The organism is Gordonia sp. McavH-238-E (assembly GCF_022348225.1).
GTDB classification, from domain to species: domain Bacteria; phylum Actinomycetota; class Actinomycetes; order Mycobacteriales; family Mycobacteriaceae; genus Gordonia; species Gordonia terrae.
Genome location: NZ_JAKRFE010000012.1, coordinates 134191 through 150882, shown reverse-complemented (window position 1 = coordinate 150882; position 16692 = coordinate 134191). Strand labels below are relative to the sequence as shown.

The window sequence follows — 16692 nt, the reverse complement described above, 5'->3', positions numbered from 1 at the left end:
AGAAAAGCATTACGGTGGGTCATGAGGGCCTCTTGGTGATCGGCGTGTGTGTGGTAACCACATCGATACCGGAGGCCCTCACCTGTTGACCGGAACCACGCCGTTCACAACCTCCCCAAGAGTTACAACTAGCGCGCTGATCTGCGCCAGTGTCATCTACTGCCACTGTGGCAGTCTCTGCCATTATCCGGTAGCTTCGTTCTGTGATCGACCGGACGACCGACGCGATGGAAGAACGCCTGTGACCGAGAACGCCGCCCTGCAGGGCACCGACAACCGCTCCGCCACCGGCACGGATCGCAGCCGCGTGCTGCTGATCGGCGTGCTGCTCGTCGCGGCCTTCGTGGTGATTCTCAACGAGACGATTCTCAGCGTCGCGTTGCCCACGCTGATGACCGATCTCGACATCACCGCCGCCACCGCGCAGTGGCTCACCAGCGGCTTCTTGCTCACCATGGCGATCGTCATCCCGATCACCGGGTACCTGATGCAGCGGTTCACCCTCCGCTCCATCTACATCGCGGCGATGAGCCTGTTCACCATCGGTACCCTCGTCGCCGCGCTGGCGCCGGGCTTCGAACTGCTGATCATCGCGCGCGTGGTGCAGGCATCCGGCACCGCGCTGATGGTTCCACTTCTCATGACGACGATCCTCAACGTCGTACCGGAGCAGAACCGCGGCCGGACAATGGGACTGGTCTCCATCGTCATCGCCGTGGCGCCGGCCGTCGGGCCCACGGTGTCCGGTCTGATCCTGCAGTCCCTCAGCTGGCGAGCCATGTTCTGGATCGTGCTGCCCATCGCGATCGGCGCGCTGATCCTCGGCGGGGTGTTCGTCCGCAATGTCACCGAGCGGCGCCCCGCGCAGCTCGACATCATCTCGGTCCCGCTGTCGGCGTTGGGCTTCGGTGGAATCGTGTACGGGTTGAGCAGCATCGGGGAATCGGCGGGTGGACACGCGCCGATCCCGCCCTGGGTCCCGCTGGTCGTCGGCGCCGTCGCGCTGGCGCTGTTCGTCGTGCGACAGCTCAAACTCGCCGACCGCGGCCTGGCGCTGCTCGATCTGCGGACCTTCGCGATCGCATCGTTCCGGCTGGCCGTGGTGCTGATGGCGGGCTTCATGCTGACGCTCTTCGGCGCCCTCATCCTGCTGCCGCTCTATCTGCAGAACGTGATGGGCAAGGATGTCCTGACCACCGGCCTCGTGCTGTTGCCCGGCGGTCTCGTGATGGGTCTGCTGGCGCCGTTCGTGGGAGCACTGTTCGACAAGGTCGGCGCACGACCGCTGGTTCTTCCCGGCACGGTCGCCGTCAGCGCGGGTACGTGGTTGCTCACCACGCTCGACGCCGGGTCGTCGTTGGGCATGGTGATCGCGGCCCACGTGATCCTCAGCGCCGGAATCGCTTTCGGGTTGACCCCGCTGATGACCTCGGCCCTGGGCTCGCTGAGCCCCGAACTGTACTCACACGGGAGCGCGACGGTCAGCACGATCCAGCAGGTCGCCGGAGCGGCGGGTACCGCGTTGTTCATCACGCTGATGTCCCGGGGTACGCAGTCGGCCATCGACGACGGGGTGAATCCGCTACAGGCGGGGGCCGACGGCATCCACCTCGCGTTCGTCGTCGCGGCCTGCCTGTCGCTCGTGCTCATCGCGGCGGCCGCGCTCGTCCGTGGCCGGACCGGAGCGCCGAAGGTCGGCGCAACCGATCCCGCCTAGCGACGGGCTCCCGACGCCCGATCGGTTGGCGTCCGGCCGGTTCGGATGCGGTACTCCAGGAGGCCGGACCAGAATTCGTCGGGTATCTCCTCACCGGCGCGCAGCACCTGGGCGAGACCTGCGGCCATGAACACGCCGAGCAGGCCGAGCCACAGTCCGGACGCCGAGATCGTCACCCACGCGATCACGACGGCGATCGGCCACGGATCGAGAATCAGCAGGACCGGCGCGAAGAAGAAGCCGGCTCCGATGAACCAGGACGACAGGGCCCGGTCGCACCGCAACACTGCCGTCAGCCAGCGTGGGCTGGAGCTCGTGGGCGCGACATGTGCAGGGGGCCGCGTGCTCGCGATGGTCGGGTGGGTGGTCATCGGACACCTCCTGGAATCGTCGTGATCCCAGAGTCGGCGTCGGAGGTCGGAAAGGCCACTACCTCCCGGGTAGTGGCCGGGACTCACACCGCGGTGAGGGCGTCCGCGGAATCCTCCCGTGTGGCGGGAAACCCGATCGACCGCAGCCGGTTCAGCGCATGGGTACGGGCCGTGTGCTGGTGGCCCGGCGGCGGCACGTAGACGCCCGCCCAGATGCCGGTGAGGTGCGTGGGGTCGTCGAGGGCGAGACGGGCACAACTGGAACGGATGGGGCAGCGGACGCATCCGTCGAGCGCGTGACGGTTCGCCTGGCTACGGGGTCCGGCGTTCTGTTCCGGAAACCACGCGTCCGGGTTCGAGGAACAGGTGGGCCGCGGGTCGCGCACGCCGGCGAGACCGTCCTCTCGCCGGACCTGCCGTCCGTCTGCGGCCGCCATCACGGCCACCGTCGCCCTCTGACGCCGCTGGTTCACCGAACACCTCCCATCAAACTGAGAACGAATGTTGTCAGACTTCGAGGCGGGACGCAATGTACAACGGGGTATCCGCTCACTCAGCGCGTAGCACTCCATTACAGAGCCGTCACACTTCCGAAACACGACGCTTGTTTCATAACAGGGGACAAAGTCCACTGAGGGGAGTCGCCGCACGCGGCCGACGTAGATCCGCACCGCGGACGATCCGAAGGACATCGTCGACGTACCGCCGCCCGCGAGTACGCATCGGAAAACTGTGAAGGAGCATCGTGACCATCGAGAGTGCCAAGGCGTTGGAGTTCCGCGTGACCAGCGGCGGACACGAAGACCTGCCGAAGATGCCGGAAGCCGAGTACCCCGGAACCGAGGGCTTCATCGGCGACGTCTACGAGAATCCGGACGGAAGTCCCATGTGCAGCGGCTATTTCGAGCTGCGCCACACCGACGAGCCGCTGTACTACGAATACGAGTACGACGAGATGAAGGTCGTTCTCGAAGGTGAGTTCCTCCTCGAGAACAAGGAGACCGGCCAGAAGGCGGTCGCCAAGGCCAAGGACGCGATCTTCTTCCCGAAGGGTTCGAAGATCTACTTCAGCACCCCCGACTATGCGCTCGCCTTCTACACCGGGCTGCGCGACGCCACCCTCCTCTGAGCCGCGGCCATGTCGCAGATCGCCTACTCCAGCGTGCCCGTGTGGGCACGTCCCGGTGATCCGATCGAGGCCACGACGCCTACACCGACCGGCAACTCCTACGTGCTGGTCGGTGTCGGGGACGTCGCCGAGACACTTGCGCGTTGGGAGTCCGCACTGCCACCGCAAGCCACGACCCGGATCCACGGTGACACCGACACCGCCGCCGCCCAACTGGGCAGTGCGCTGACCGAAGCCGTTGTCGGCGTACGGGTCTGGATCGCAGCCGATGCGGGATCGGCGTTGACCCTGCGCGCGGTGGCGCTCGGTGCCGGCCTCGAGGACGACGAGATCACCGTCGTTCCCGCGGCGTCCGCAGCGGAGGTCACCGTCGAGGTCTTCTGTGCGCACTGCCGCTCGGTCACGCGTACGGCGGCGGCGATCGACGATGTCGTCGCCTGCGCCGGATGTCGTCGCGATCTCCTCGTGTACCACCACGTCTCGCGCCGGACCGGTCACTACCTGGGATTCATGATCGACGCGGAGACCGCCCAATCGCCCTGTCCAGCACACGAACCACACGAGGAACCCGTCTCATGATCAGCGGAGTGGCCGAGATGAGCCCGTCCGAGCCCGTCCTGCGTCGTGCATCTGCCGCGACGACACTGGAACTCGTCGTGACCGCTGTCGACGCGCCCTCTCGGGACATCCGGACGATCACCTTTGCCGACCCCGATGGGAACGCACTGCCCGGATACGTCCCGGGCAGCCACCTGGTCGTGCACGCGGGCGCTTCCACCAACGCCTACAGCCTCACCGGTGATGGCGCGCACCCGTCGCAGTACTCGATCTCGGTTCTGCGGCTCCCCGGGGGCAAGGGCGGATCACGGTGGCTCCACGACGAACTCGAGGTCGGCGCAACGGTGACGGTGGGACTGCCGCGCAGCGCGTTCGCGCCGATCGCCCGGGCGCGCAAGCACCTGTTGATAGCCGGTGGGATCGGCATCACCCCGATGGTGTCGCACCTTCGGGCGGCGGTCAGGTGGCGTCGCGATGTGCAGCTGCTCTACGTCTTTCGCGACTCGTCGGCCGCGCATCTCGACGATGTCACCCGTCTGGCCGGTCGTCGTGCCGAATTGTTCACCGACCGTGCGTCGTTCACTGATCGTCTCGGGCAGGCACTGCGAGCCCAACCCGTCGGGACCCACCTGTACGTGTGCGGACCGTCGTCGATGATCGACGCGGTCGTCGGTGCCGCCGTCGACGCGGGCTGGCCGGAATCGCGCGTCCACTTCGAGCGGTTCGGTGTCGACGCCCTCGATCCCGGCGACCCGTTCCGCGTGGAGCTGACCGCTTCGGGACGCACGGTCGACGTGCCGGCGGGGACCAGCATGTTGGAGGCACTCGAGGACGAGGGCATCGCAGTGCCGAATCTCTGCCGGCAGGGGGTGTGCGGAGAATGCCGCATCCCGCTCGCCGGCGGTACCCCGGTCCATCGCGACCTGTATCTCAGCACCGAGGAGAAAGACGCGGGGGACGCCATCATGCCGTGCGTCTCGCGTGCCACTGCCGCAAGCACTTTGGAGGTTCCACTGTGACGACCACATTCGAACCGGCGGCCGGAACAGGTGTGCCGTCCGCGGATGATCTCCTCGCGGGCTTTCCGTTCCCGTTCCCCGAAGACCGTTACCGATACAGCACGAACGTCGAGCCGGCACGGACGACGGTGACCACCGCGGCCGGCCGGTGGGGCGCAGCGGTGGTCGACATCGACTCGGAGTACCGCGCCGAACTCGACCGGCGCGCGATGATCCTGGCCGCCGATCCCACCCGCCACGCGGTGCTGCCGCACATGGTGCCGGCCGCCTGGGACGCGATGTTGACGCTGATGCGGGAACTCGACGTCACCCACCCCGATCAGATGCAGCTCCGGACAACAGGAACCGACACCTGGTTGTGGCGGAACGAGATCCTGGGCATCGAGCAGCACTTCCGCTACGGCGATCCCGCGTCTCTGCCCGAGGAACCGTTGCGGTACATCACCTCTCAGGTGCAGGAGGACATCGCGCTCCTCGATCAGCGCAACGACCAGCTGTATGTCGACGCCGGGGTGGTGACCTTCGCCGCCGACTGGAGCTTCGGGTTCGACGTCGGGATGAGCTTCCTCGAGATCCACGGACCGGTGCCACGCATCCGGAAGGAAGGCGTGATCACCCGCGCGCACGAGTTCCTCAAGCGCTTGCAACCCCATCAGCCGTACCGGCGGACCAACTGGACCCTGACCATCGACCGCCGCCTCGACGTCTCGACCGAGATCTACCACGAGTGGGGACCCGACCGGGAGGCCATTCAGCGGGTGCCCGACGACGAGTTCGGCAGGCGGGTGCATCTGCGCGTGGAGGTGCAACACCTCATCCGCCTGTCGGACTCGGGTGCGGTGATGTTCCTGATCCGGACCTACATGCTGCCGCTCGACCAACTCGCGACGGTCGAACCCTGGCGGCGCCGCGCCGCCGACGTCCTGTCCGAGCTGCCGGCCGACATGGCCGACTACAAAGGCATCATCAAGTTCCGGGATCGAGCGGCGCAGTGGTTGCGGGCGGCCGCACCCGTGCCGGCCGCGACGCCTGGACCGGGGATGCCGGTCTGGCCCACGAGGCCGCCGGCGGTCGACACCACCGGATCAGCGTTTCTCGTCGTGGCGATCGGAGACGACGCCGACGTCGCGCACGTGTCCCGGGGCTGGGTGGGTGAGGCCGAGGCGATCGGCGCGACGCGTCTGCTGGTCCTGGACGCACTCGTCGATGCAGCGGACCGGTCGGCGCTTCGGTCGGCTCTCGACGAGTGCCGCACCGGCACCCGCATCCTGGTGACCGGGGGACAGTACGACGTGATGACCGCACTCGCGATGGCCCGGGCCGCCGGCGCGGTGGCGGCCGAACTGTCGTCGTATGTCACGCACACGCGCGATCTGCCACTGTACTGTGCACACTGCCGCGACGCCTTTCGGGTCGTCGCCGCTGCCGGCGGTACCGTCGTGTGCCCCGGTTGCGCACGGGATCTCGAAGTGCACGAGCATCATTCGCCGGTACTGGGTAGCTTTCTGGGCTCCGCGTCGGGCGGCGAGGCATGACCGCGGCCACTGTCGGGGTGGCGTATCCGGCTCACCTCCACCCCGCATACGTCACCGGTCCGAGACCGATGCGCGTCCTCTCGGTGCGACGACTCACCGATGAGGTGACCCACTTCCGGTTCGGACCCCTCGATGCCGATGCGCCGGCTCTGACCGCGTATCAGCCGGGCAGCCACCTGATCATCTCCGCGGGTGGACAACGCAACGCCTACTCGCTCGTCGACGACGGGATGTACCCGACCAGCTACGGCATCTCGGTGCTGCGACGAGGTGCGGGCGGTGGCTCGGACTGGTTGCACGACAACCTCGTTGAGGATTCCGTCGTCGAGATCGAGGGTCCGCGTTCGATGTTCGCGCCGGTGCTCGATCAGCGCGGCGCCCTGCTGGTGGCCGGTGGCATCGGTGTGACGCCGGTGCTGTCCCATGCCCGAGCTCTGGCCCGGGACGGGCTTCGCGTCGACATCGTCTACTCGTATCGCCCGGGGTGCGATGCGCATGCCGACGACCTGCGCGCGCTCGCGGAGCAACCCACCGTGACGCTGCACGAGGTGTCCGGTGCCGCCGCGACCGCCGCGCTGCTCGCCGAGCGGCTTCGTGCCCAGCCGCTCGGCACACACGCCTACGCCTGCGGCCCGGCGTCGATGCTGACGGCGTATACGGAACTCGCCGAGGCGGCCGGCTGGCCGAGCGCACGTGTTCATCTCGAGCGCTTCAGTGCGCCCGAGCAGGATCCCGGTGACCCGTTCACCGTCACCCTGGCGTCCACCGGGGTCCGGATCGACGTACCGCCCGGGGTGTCGCTGCTGCAGCGGCTTCTCGACCACGGTGTGCCGGTGTCCAACCTGTGCCGTCAGGGGGTGTGCGGCGAATGCCGGATCCCGGTGCGACGCGGGCGTATCGAGCACCGTGACTTCGTGTTGACCGACGACGAAAAGGCCACCGGCGACGCAATGCTGTGCTGCGTGTCGCGTGGCGAGGAGATCGAGGTGGACCTGTGAGCATCGATTCGTTCTCGACCCGGCGCCGGGAGCGAAGCGAGCGGGCCGAATGTGACCGGCGGGTCGACCATCTGGCGAACCTGCCCTGGCCGTTCCCGGACGAACTGGAGGAGTTCTCCTACAGCGTCAACGTGGAGCCGGCACGCATCCCGCGCCCCACCCGCGCCGGGGAATGGGGGCGGCACCTCGTCGACCTCGGCGGTGTCGAGTACCCGGCGATCATGGCCGAGCGACGCCGAATCCTCGACGCCGATCCGATGCGTGTCCGGGTGCGTCCGGGCATGGAACTCGCGTGCTGGGACCTTCTCCTGTACTACCTCCGGGATCTCGGCCACGCCTATTCCGCGGACATGCGGCTCACCGAGTACGGTGACGGCCGATTCCATTGGCGCAACGACCTTCTCGGGACAGACCAGGGCTTCGTCGTCGGCGACCCGGCCACCCTGCCGTGGGGCCCGATGGAGTTCCTCGCCCGCGAGGTCCCCGACGACCTGCTGCTCGTCACCGAGCGCGACGGACACCTGTACTTCGACGCCGGCGTCGTCACCTTCGCCGCGGCGTGGTCGGTCTCGTTCGACGTCGGCATGGACATGTACGAGATCCACGCACCCGTTCCCCGGATGCTCCGCGAAGGCATCGTCGCCCGCGCCGAGCAGTTCCTGCGCAGGCTACCCGCCGATCAGGTGTACCGCCGCGTGAACTGGACGCTGTCGGCGTCGGATTCCCACAAGCTCGACGTCAGCCTCGAGGAACTCCCGGAGTGGGCGACCGACGTCCCGGGCATGGTCGCCGACGGCGATTTCGGCCGCGCACGTCTGCGAATCGAGTTGGAACACTTCGTCCGGTTGCCGATGTCGGGTGCGGTGACGTTCAATATTCGGACATTCATGGCCTCGCTCGAGGACGTGAAGCGCATTCCCGAGTGGGCCGGTCAACTGGCGACCGTCATCGAGACGCTCGGCGAGGACATCGCCGCCTACAAGGGATTTCTCGACTACCGCGACAGCGTCGTCGCATATCTGCGCGGTCAATGACGCCCGTGAGCTCAGGTCCCGAACACCCGACTTCTCGTAGAGTCCCTGAACCGAAAGATCGCTCATGGAACCCATACTCGCCGCCAATGCCGACCTGGCATGGATGCTGGCGGCCTTCGTCTTCGTCCTGCTGATGTTCCCCGGCCTGGCCTTCTTCTACGGCGGCATGGTCGGATCGAAGAACGTCCTCAACATCATGACGATGGTCATGTCGACCCTGGCGATCACGGCGGTCCTCTACGTCGTGATCGGGCACGGACTGGTGTCCGGCCCGTCGGTGGGCGGGTGGGGATTCATCGGCAATCCGACCGACTACATAGGCCTGACTAACTGGCTCACCGACGACGCCTCCGGCGCCACCCAGAACCTGTACTTCGCCGCGTGGTTCATCCTGTTCGCCGCGATCACCATTGCCATCGTGGCAAGTGGTGCGGCCGGGCGGATGAAGTTCTCGGCGTGGCTCGTCTTCGCGCCGATCTGGCTGCTGGTGGTGTACTTCCCGGTGGCGCACTGGGTCTTCGCGGCCGACGTCGACGACAACCACAGCGGCGGCTTCCTGCTCAACGACCTCGAGATCGTCGACTACGCAGGCGGAACCGCGGTCCACATGAACGCCGGTGTCGCGGCACTCGCGCTGGCAGTCGTGCTGGGCGCGCGCAAGCGCCGGATGGAACGTCCGCACAACGTGCCGATGACCATCATGGGCGGCGGCATCCTGTTCTTCGGGTGGTTCGGGTTCAACGGCAGTTGCGCGCTCGGTGCCAATTTCCTCGCGCAGGCCGTCATCCTGAACACGCTGCTGGCCGGCTCGGCGGGAATGATCGGCTTCGCGATCATCGAGAGGTGGCGCGAGGGACACGTCACCTCCCTCGGGATGATCACCGGTACCGTCGCCGGCCTCGTCGGCATCACCCCGGCGGCCAGCAGCATGGCCCCGCTCGGTGCCCTGCTCGTCGGCGTCTTCGCCGCTGCGGTCGTGGCGTTCCTGCTCAGCTTCAAGAGCAAGATCAAGATCGACGAGACGCTCGACGCTTTCGCGGTGCACGGCATCGGCGGCATCGTCGGAACCATCTGCATCGTGCTCTTCGCCACCGAGGCGGCACCCGCCGGTGTCCAGGGCATCCTGTTCGGCGGACCCGTCGACATCGTCTGGCGTGAACTCGCCGGAATCGTCATCACGTGTTCCTACTCGTTCGGAATGACCTGGCTCATCGCCAAGGGACTCGACAAGCTGATCGGTATGCGCGTCGACGAGGAGACCGAGATGGTCGGCCTCGACACCGCGTTGCACGCCGAGACCGCCTACGAGATCCCCAGCGCCTCAGTCGGACACGCAGGTGGGCTCGCGACCATGTCGCCCGCTCGCGCTGCGGAGAAGGTGGAGGAGGCCATGCCGACGAGCGCTCCGACATCGGCGCCGCCGGCCGGGGTCTGATCGACGCCGGTCGTCGTTCTCGACCCGACCACTCGGGGGCCCACCGTTCGACGGTGGGCCCCCGAGGCGTCTGCGTTGTGCGACGCCGAAATCGTGCGGGCAAACCGACACCCACCGCTCACTGAGTCGAAACAGGGCCGAAACATCCAACAGGTCTACTACTAGTAGACAAAGGTTCACGTGAGTGGACAGACGCAACCGAAGCCCCTAGAGTCGACCCCCGGAGCACATGATGACAACCACCGAGACGACGACCGGCGACCTCGCCGATCTCTGCGCCACGCACGGCACGAAGTTCATCCTCGCGATGTTCGTCGACCTCCGCGGCAAACCCTGCGCCAAACTGGTGCCGGTGGAGGCGGTCGACGAACTGGCCTCCGACGGTGTGGGTTTCGCCGGTTACGCCGTCGGCGCGATCGGGCAGGAACCGAAGGACCCCGATCTCATCGCGATCCCGGACGTCCGCTCGTTCCTCCCCATCCCGTTCATCAAAGAGGGGCTCGCGGTCGTCCAGTGCGATCCGCATGTCGAGGGCAAGCCGTGGCCCTTCGCGCCGAGAAACATCCTCAAGGCGCTCATCGCGCAGACCGCGGACGCCGGCTTCGAACCGTGGGTCGGGGCGGAGGTCGAGTACTTCCTGCTCAAGCGGGCCGCGGATGGTTCGTTGGTGACCGCCGACGCCGCCGACGACTCCGATCAGCCGTGTTACGACGTGCGCGGCCTCACCCGGATGTACGACCATCTCACGACTGTCTCCACCGCGATGAACCAGCTCGGCTGGAGCAACTACGCCAACGATCACGAGGACGGCAACGGCCAGTTCGAGCAGAACTTCGCCTACTCCGATGCGTTGACGACCGCCGATCGTGTCGTCACCCTCCGCTACCTGCTCTCCGCCCTGGCCGCCGAGAAGGGCATGATCGCCACGTTCATGCCGAAACCGTTCGCCGAGCGCACCGGATCGGGATTGCACTTCCACCTGTCCCTGACGCAGGCGGGTGACGCGGTGTTCCCCCAGGTCACCGACGACGAGCGCGGCCTCGGATTGTCGGAGACCGCCTACGGGTTCATCGGCGGAATCCTGGAGCACGCACCCGCACTCCAGGCCGTCATCGCGCCGACGGTCAACTCCTACAAGCGCACCGGTGCGACAGCGACCCGCTCCGGTGCGTCCTGGGCTCCCCGGCGGGCCACCTACGGTGGCAACGATCGCACCCATTACATCCGAGTGCCCGACGACCAGCGGGTCGAGCTCCGGGGAGGCGACGGATCGGCGAATCCCTATCTGGCCGCCGCCGCGCTGCTGGGGGCCGGACTCGACGGCATCAAGCGGAGTCTGGACCCCGGTGCGGTCGGGAACTGTCCCGGTCACATCGCCGAACTCCCGCTCACCCTCCTGCACGCCGTGGAGGCGCTGGAGGCCGACGCAGTGGTCACCGGAACGCTCGACGCCGCACTGCCAGAGGACTGGCCGGCCGATCAGCAGCGGGTCTCGACGTACTTCGCCGGGTTGAAGCGCGACGAGTTCTTCGACTGGCACGCGGCGGTCACGCCGTGGGAGGTCGACAAGTACCTGACGGCGTTCTGACCGTCCACCTCGACCGATTCATCTCTCAGACAGCATCATCCACCCCTCGACGTAAAGGATCTGACCATGTGCGGAATCGTCGGGCTGCATCTGCGCAACCCGGACCTCCACCCCCGGCTCGGCGAGATGCTCGCCGAGATGCTCGGCGAGATGCAGGACCGCGGTGCGGATTCGGCAGGAATCGCCGTCTACGGCAACCCCGCGTGGGCGCCGCCGGGTCACGGCTGCATCTCCCTGCTCGAACTGGACGCGGTGCCCGACGAGGTGTCCGCGATCTTGAGCGCGGCCCTCGGCGTGCCCGTCGCGGCACAGTCGATCGACGTCACTCTCGTGGCCTCCGCCCCGGTGACGTCCGACGAACTGCTGGCCGCCGCCCGAGCGGCCTACCCGCACGCTCTCGTCGCGGGCTTCGGCGCCGACCTCACCGTGCTCAAAGGTGTCGGAGCTCCCCGAGACCTCACCGAATCCTGGGGTCTGTCAGCGGCTTCGGGATGGCAGGGGGTCGGTCACACCCGGATGGCGACCGAGTCGGCCGTCACCTCCTCGGGGGCGCATCCGTTCGCAGTCGGTCCGGAGCAATGCCTGGTCCACAACGGCTCGTTCGCCAACCACGCCACCATCCGACGGGAACTGCGCGCCGCGGGAGTCGAATTCGACAGTGAGAACGACACCGAGGTGGGTGCTCGCTTCGTCGCCCACCAGCTGGCGGCGGGCAAAGATGTGGAAACCGCGCTGAAGGAGGTGTGCGTGAACTTCGACGGCTTCTACACCCTCCTCGTGTCCAACCGGGATTCGTTCGCTGTGGTCCGTGACGCGATCGCGTGCAAACCGGCCGTCATCGCCGAGACCGACGATTGGGTGGCGATGGCAAGTGAGTACCGAGCGCTGGCCAAACTGCCCGGCGTGGAGAACGCCCGCATCTGGGAGCCCGAGCCGGAGGTCGTCTACGCATGGACACGATGACCGCCGACATGGCCTCGACAACTTCCGTACCCGCCTCCACCGGCACGGCGAAAGCTGAGACGATGAGTCCCAACCACACCTTCGACCTCGCGAGCACCGCACTGCGCGAGATCAACTCGACGCTCCACGGTGACATCTCGGGTGAGATCGTCATCGACAATCCGGCCGGCGCACACAGCGTCGCCGCCGGGGTCAACCTCCCCCTGAAGATCACGATCAACGGCCACGTCGGCTATTACGCGGCCGGCATGAACCAGCAGGCCGAGGTCACGATCAACGGCAACGCCGGTACCGGTGTCGCCGAGAACATGATGAGCGGCAGCGTCATCGTGAAGGGCAACGCCTCGCAGTCGGCCGGTGCCACCGCGCACGGCGGGCTTCTCGTCGTCGAGGGCGACGCCGCCGCCCGCTGCGGGATCTCGATGAAGGGCGTCGACATCGTCGTCGGCGGAAACGTCGGGCACAACAGCGCTTTCATGGCCCAGGCCGGCCGCCTGGTCGTCCGCGGAGACGCGGGCGACGGACTCGGTGACTCCATCTACGAGACCCGAATCTACGTACGCGGCGAGGTCGCATCCCTCGGCGCCGACTGCATCGCCAAGCCGATGCGCGCCGAACACCTCGAGGAACTGGCCGGACTCCTGAAGGCCGCCGGGTTCGGCGACGACGATCCCCGCGACTACACCCGCTACGGATCGGCCCGCGAGCTCTACCACTTCAAGGTCGACAACACCGCCGCGTACTGAGCGCCTTCTGCTCCCTGAGGTGCGAGGAGCGTCAGCGGCCCCGACCTTCTGCTCCCTGAGGTGCGAGGAGCGCCAGCGGCCCGACCTTCTGCTCCCTGAGGTGCGAGGAGCGCCAGCGGCCCGACCTTCTGCTCCCTGAGGTGCGAGGAGCGCCAGCGACGAGCCACGAAGGGCCGCGACGTCGCACGACCACACGACGAAAGAGAACCACCATGACGAACAACCTGAGCACCGAACAGCGCGGCCTGCGCGAGTCGGCCACGTTCGATCGCACCACCATCGCCGCGATCCAGCGCGCCGCCGAGACCGGCATCTACGACATCCGCGGCTGGGGCGCCAAGCGCAAGCTGCCACACTTCGACGACCTGCTGTTCCTCGGCGCGTCGATGTCCCGGTATCCGCTCGAGGGTTACCGCGAACGCTGTGACACCGACGTCGTCCTCGGCAGCCGAAATGCCAAGTACCCGTTGCATCTCTCCACCCCGGTGACGATCGCCGGGATGAGCTTCGGTGCGCTGTCGGCCGGGGCGAAAGAAGCTCTCGGACGCGGCGCGTCAGAGGTCGGTACGTCGACCACCACCGGTGACGGCGGGATGACGCCGGAGGAGCGTGGGCAGTCCAAGAACCTGGTCTACCAATACCTTCCGTCGCGGTACGGGATGAACCCCGACGACCTGCGCAAAGCCGATGCGATCGAGATCGTGCTCGGCCAGGGCGCAAAGCCCGGTGGCGGTGGAATGCTGCTGGGACAGAAGATCTCCGAGCGCGTCGCCGGGATGCGTACGCTGCCGCAGGGTATCGACCAGCGCAGCGCCTGCCGCCACCCCGACTGGACCGGTCCGGACGACCTCGCGATCAAGATCAACGAACTGCGGGAGATCACCGACTGGGAGAAGCCGATCTATGTGAAGGTCGGTGCCACCCGCACCTATTACGACGTGAAGCTCGCCGTGCACTCCGGTGCCGATGTCGTCGTGGTCGACGGCATGCAGGGCGGAACGGCGGCGACCCAGGACGTCTTCATCGAACATGTCGGCATCCCGACGCTCGCCGCCATCCCGCAGGCGGTGCAGGCTTTGCAGGAGTTGGGTGTTCATCGCGAGGTCCAACTCGTCGTGTCGGGCGGAATCCGCAACGGCGCCGACGTCGCCAAGGCGATGGCGCTCGGCGCGGATGCCGTCGCCATCGGTACCGCAGCGCTGATCGCGCTGGGCGACAACGATCCTCGATACTCCGAGGAGTACGAGGCGCTGGGTTCGGCCGCCGGTTTCTATGACGACTTCCAAGACGGGCGCGACCCCGCGGGCATCAGCACGCAGGATCCCGAACTGTCGGCGCGCTTCGATCCCGTGCTCGGCGGAAAGCGTCTCGCGAACTTCCTTCGTGTGATGACGATGGAGGCCCAGACGATCGCCCGTGCGTGCGGCAAGGCGCATCTGCAGCATCTGGAGCCCGAAGACCTCGTCGCCATCTCGATCGAGGCGTCGGCAATGGCCCGGGTGCCGCTCGCCGGAACGAACTGGATTCCGGGGGCCGGCTTCTGACGTCGTGCGAATGACACTGTGCGCGGCGTGAGAACCCGGCGGTGATCGCCGTCGTAGGCCACATCGGCACTCCAGGATTCCCACTCCTGCCGGCACGAGGCCGACCACGGTGTCGCTGCAATCGACCACTTCGGAATGGATCATCGACATGACGCTGGACCGCGCATCGAATGCGCACGGCACGAATACAACCATCGACTCCACTGTTGCGGAGGTCATCCCGCTGTCGTCGCTCGACGTGACCTCGTGGCGCAATGGTGGCGGGACGACCCGTCGCATCGCCGCCGGGTGCGGCGGGCACGAGCCTGACTGGGCCCTCAGCCTGGCCGACATCGAGAAGCGATCCGCTTTCTCGACGTTTGCCGGCGTCGACCGCGCCGCTGTGGTCGTCGGTGATGACCCGGTGGACATGACGATCAACGGGACCTCGCGCACCCTCGGGCTGCTGGACCGTGTCTCGTTCGCCGGCGAGGACGACGTCGAAGCCGGGCCTGTGCGTGGCGCGACCTATCTGCTCAACTTGATGACCCGTCGAGGCGTTGTCGTCGGCGCACTGAACCTGCGACACATCCGTGGGCGGGTCGCGGTCGGTCCGGGTAACGGTCGTGCGTGGGTGGTCCTCACCGGGGCGCTTCGGGTCAACGGTGCGGAACTATGCCGTTGGGACACCGTGCTCTTGGGAAGGCAGAGAAACGAGATCTCCGGCGCCGCGACCGTCGCGGTCGTGCACATCAGTTCATCGGCCGACGTTGTTCGGCGGTCGCCAATCAACGATGAGGAGTCACCCGCGTGACCGAATCCAGCGCACACCCTCCATCGGTGAGCGGACTGCTCGCCGAGATCGCCGACATCGGCGTCGACAACGCACGCGGCGGATACAGCCGACCGGTGTACTCATCGGCTGAACTGGAGCTGCGCGAGTGGTTCATCGCTGCGGCCGCGCAACGGTCCCTTGATGTCGAGACCGACCGCAATGGCATCACCTGGGCTTGGTGGAACCCGGGCCGGCTGGCCTTGTCCGACGCCGTTGTTACCGGCAGTCATCTGGATTCGGTGCCCGGCGGTGGTGCATTCGACGGCCCGCTCGGCGTCGCCTCCGCTCTGGCCGCCGTTGATGTCCTACAAGACCGCGGGATCGCGCCGGCACGCCCGCTGGCGCTGGCCGTGTTTCCCGAGGAGGAGGGCTCGAGGTACGGATTGGCCTGTCTCGGCTCGCAACTGATGACCGGAGCGGTGACCCCGGAACGTGCTGCGGCCCTCGTCGATTCGGATGGCACGTCCTTCGCCGACCTCGCCACGCGCAACGGCCTCGACATCCGTGGCATCGGCCGCGACGACGAACGCCTCGCCCAGATCGGTTGCTTCGTCGAACTCCACGTCGAACAGGGTCGAGGCCTTGTCGATCAGGATCGTGCCATCGCGATCGGATCCTCGATCCTCGGGCACGGCCGCTGGCGATTGTCGTTCGGCGGCCAGGGGAATCACGCGGGCACCACCCTGATGACAGACCGTCGAGATCCGATGGTGGCCGCGGCTGCCACCGTGCTCGACGTGCGCAGCCTCGCCCGATCCGTCGACGGTGCGCGCGCCACCGTCGGCAAACTCGATCCGGTGCCGGGCGGTTCCAATGTGATCGCCTCGCGTGTCGACGTGTGGCTCGACGTCCGCCACTCCGACGATGTCGTCGTCGCCGCGCTGGTCGCCGAAATCGCAAATGCTGCAGGGGGACACGCGCGAGCCGAAGGTTGCACCGTGACGCTGGCCGAAGCGTCGATGAGCCCGCGGGTCGACTTCCATCCCGGGTTGCGGGGGCGCCTGGCCGGCTTGCTGCCCGACGCTCCGATCCTGCCCACCGGAGCCGGGCACGACGCCGGGGTTCTCAAGGACGAGCTTCCCACCGCCATGCTGTTCGTCCGGAACCCGACCGGCGTCTCGCATTCGCCCGACGAGTTTGTCGAGGACCCCGATGCCGACGCCGGTGGGCATGCGCTCGCCACCGTCCTCGAAGACCTGCTCACCTCTCCCGCCAACGCCTGAGCATTCCACCCCGACCGA

Annotated in this window: 16 protein-coding genes; 14 read left to right on the top strand and 2 right to left on the bottom strand. The window is 67.2% G+C overall.

Translation table 11 applies throughout. The features are described from left to right. Positions 1–241 precede the first annotated feature (241 nt). On the top strand, positions 242–1717 hold the full coding sequence (locus MHN80_RS19125) for an MDR family MFS transporter (RefSeq protein ID WP_239403036.1): 1476 nt from the start codon (positions 242–244) through the stop codon (positions 1715–1717). On the opposite strand, the gene MHN80_RS19120 is transcribed toward MHN80_RS19125, so the two are convergent. Beyond that, complete coding sequence (locus MHN80_RS19120) at positions 1714–2088, bottom strand: hypothetical protein (RefSeq protein WP_239403035.1); 375 nt, start codon at positions 2086–2088, stop codon at positions 1714–1716. The two genes, MHN80_RS19125 and MHN80_RS19120, sit on opposite strands and share 4 nt — an antisense overlap. 83 nt (positions 2089–2171) lie before the next feature. Then, positions 2172–2525 (bottom strand): WhiB family transcriptional regulator, encoded by a 354-nt coding sequence (locus MHN80_RS19115; protein WP_239403034.1) that lies wholly within the window; start codon positions 2523–2525, stop codon positions 2172–2174. Between the two features lie 308 nt (positions 2526–2833). On the opposite strand from MHN80_RS19115, the gene MHN80_RS19110 reads away from it, so the two are divergent. From MHN80_RS19110 to MHN80_RS19050, 13 genes are all read left to right on the top strand, one after another. Further along, positions 2834–3217: an ethanolamine utilization protein gene (locus tag MHN80_RS19110; protein WP_239403033.1), complete on the top strand. Its 384-nt coding sequence runs from the start codon at positions 2834–2836 to the stop codon at positions 3215–3217. A gap of 9 nt (positions 3218–3226) precedes the next feature. Continuing rightward, positions 3227–3796 (top strand): dimethylamine monooxygenase subunit DmmA family protein, encoded by a 570-nt coding sequence (locus tag MHN80_RS19105; protein ID WP_239403032.1) that lies wholly within the window; start codon positions 3227–3229, stop codon positions 3794–3796. Continuing rightward, positions 3793–4794 (top strand): PDR/VanB family oxidoreductase, encoded by a 1002-nt coding sequence (locus tag MHN80_RS19100; RefSeq protein ID WP_239403031.1) that lies wholly within the window; start codon positions 3793–3795, stop codon positions 4792–4794. Before MHN80_RS19105 ends, MHN80_RS19100 begins: the two co-directional genes overlap by 4 nt. Then, a complete protein-coding gene (locus MHN80_RS19095; RefSeq protein WP_239403030.1) occupies positions 4791–6329 on the top strand; it encodes a DUF3445 domain-containing protein in 1539 nt (512 codons plus the stop codon). The genes MHN80_RS19100 and MHN80_RS19095 overlap by 4 nt, the downstream gene beginning before the upstream one ends. Further along, positions 6326–7327: a PDR/VanB family oxidoreductase gene (locus tag MHN80_RS19090; protein WP_239403029.1), complete on the top strand. Its 1002-nt coding sequence runs from the start codon at positions 6326–6328 to the stop codon at positions 7325–7327. The genes MHN80_RS19095 and MHN80_RS19090 overlap by 4 nt, the downstream gene beginning before the upstream one ends. Before the next feature lie 2 nt (positions 7328–7329). Continuing rightward, on the top strand, positions 7330–8361 hold the full coding sequence (locus MHN80_RS19085) for a DUF3445 domain-containing protein (RefSeq protein WP_239403038.1): 1032 nt from the start codon (positions 7330–7332) through the stop codon (positions 8359–8361). A gap of 64 nt (positions 8362–8425) precedes the next feature. Further along, positions 8426–9796 (top strand): ammonium transporter, encoded by a 1371-nt coding sequence (locus MHN80_RS19080; protein WP_239403028.1) that lies wholly within the window; start codon positions 8426–8428, stop codon positions 9794–9796. A gap of 229 nt (positions 9797–10025) precedes the next feature. Beyond that, the gene (glnT, locus tag MHN80_RS19075; RefSeq protein WP_374206394.1) at positions 10026–11384 is read left to right on the top strand and encodes a type III glutamate--ammonia ligase; all 1359 of its coding nucleotides are present in this window, start codon (positions 10026–10028) and stop codon (positions 11382–11384) included. 66 nt (positions 11385–11450) lie between these two features. After that, positions 11451–12347, top strand: coding sequence for a glutamine amidotransferase (locus MHN80_RS19070; RefSeq protein ID WP_239403026.1), 897 nt, complete (start codon positions 11451–11453; stop codon positions 12345–12347). Further along, complete coding sequence (locus MHN80_RS19065; RefSeq protein ID WP_239403025.1) at positions 12335–13093, top strand: protein glxC; 759 nt, start codon at positions 12335–12337, stop codon at positions 13091–13093. Before MHN80_RS19070 ends, MHN80_RS19065 begins: the two co-directional genes overlap by 13 nt. 212 nt (positions 13094–13305) lie before the next feature. Continuing rightward, positions 13306–14637 (top strand): FMN-binding glutamate synthase family protein, encoded by a 1332-nt coding sequence (locus tag MHN80_RS19060; protein ID WP_239403024.1) that lies wholly within the window; start codon positions 13306–13308, stop codon positions 14635–14637. A gap of 148 nt (positions 14638–14785) precedes the next feature. Then, positions 14786–15430 (top strand): HutD family protein, encoded by a 645-nt coding sequence (locus tag MHN80_RS19055; protein WP_239403023.1) that lies wholly within the window; start codon positions 14786–14788, stop codon positions 15428–15430. Then, complete coding sequence (locus tag MHN80_RS19050; protein ID WP_239403022.1) at positions 15427–16674, top strand: allantoate amidohydrolase; 1248 nt, start codon at positions 15427–15429, stop codon at positions 16672–16674. The genes MHN80_RS19055 and MHN80_RS19050 overlap by 4 nt, the downstream gene beginning before the upstream one ends. Positions 16675–16692 lie beyond the last annotated feature (18 nt).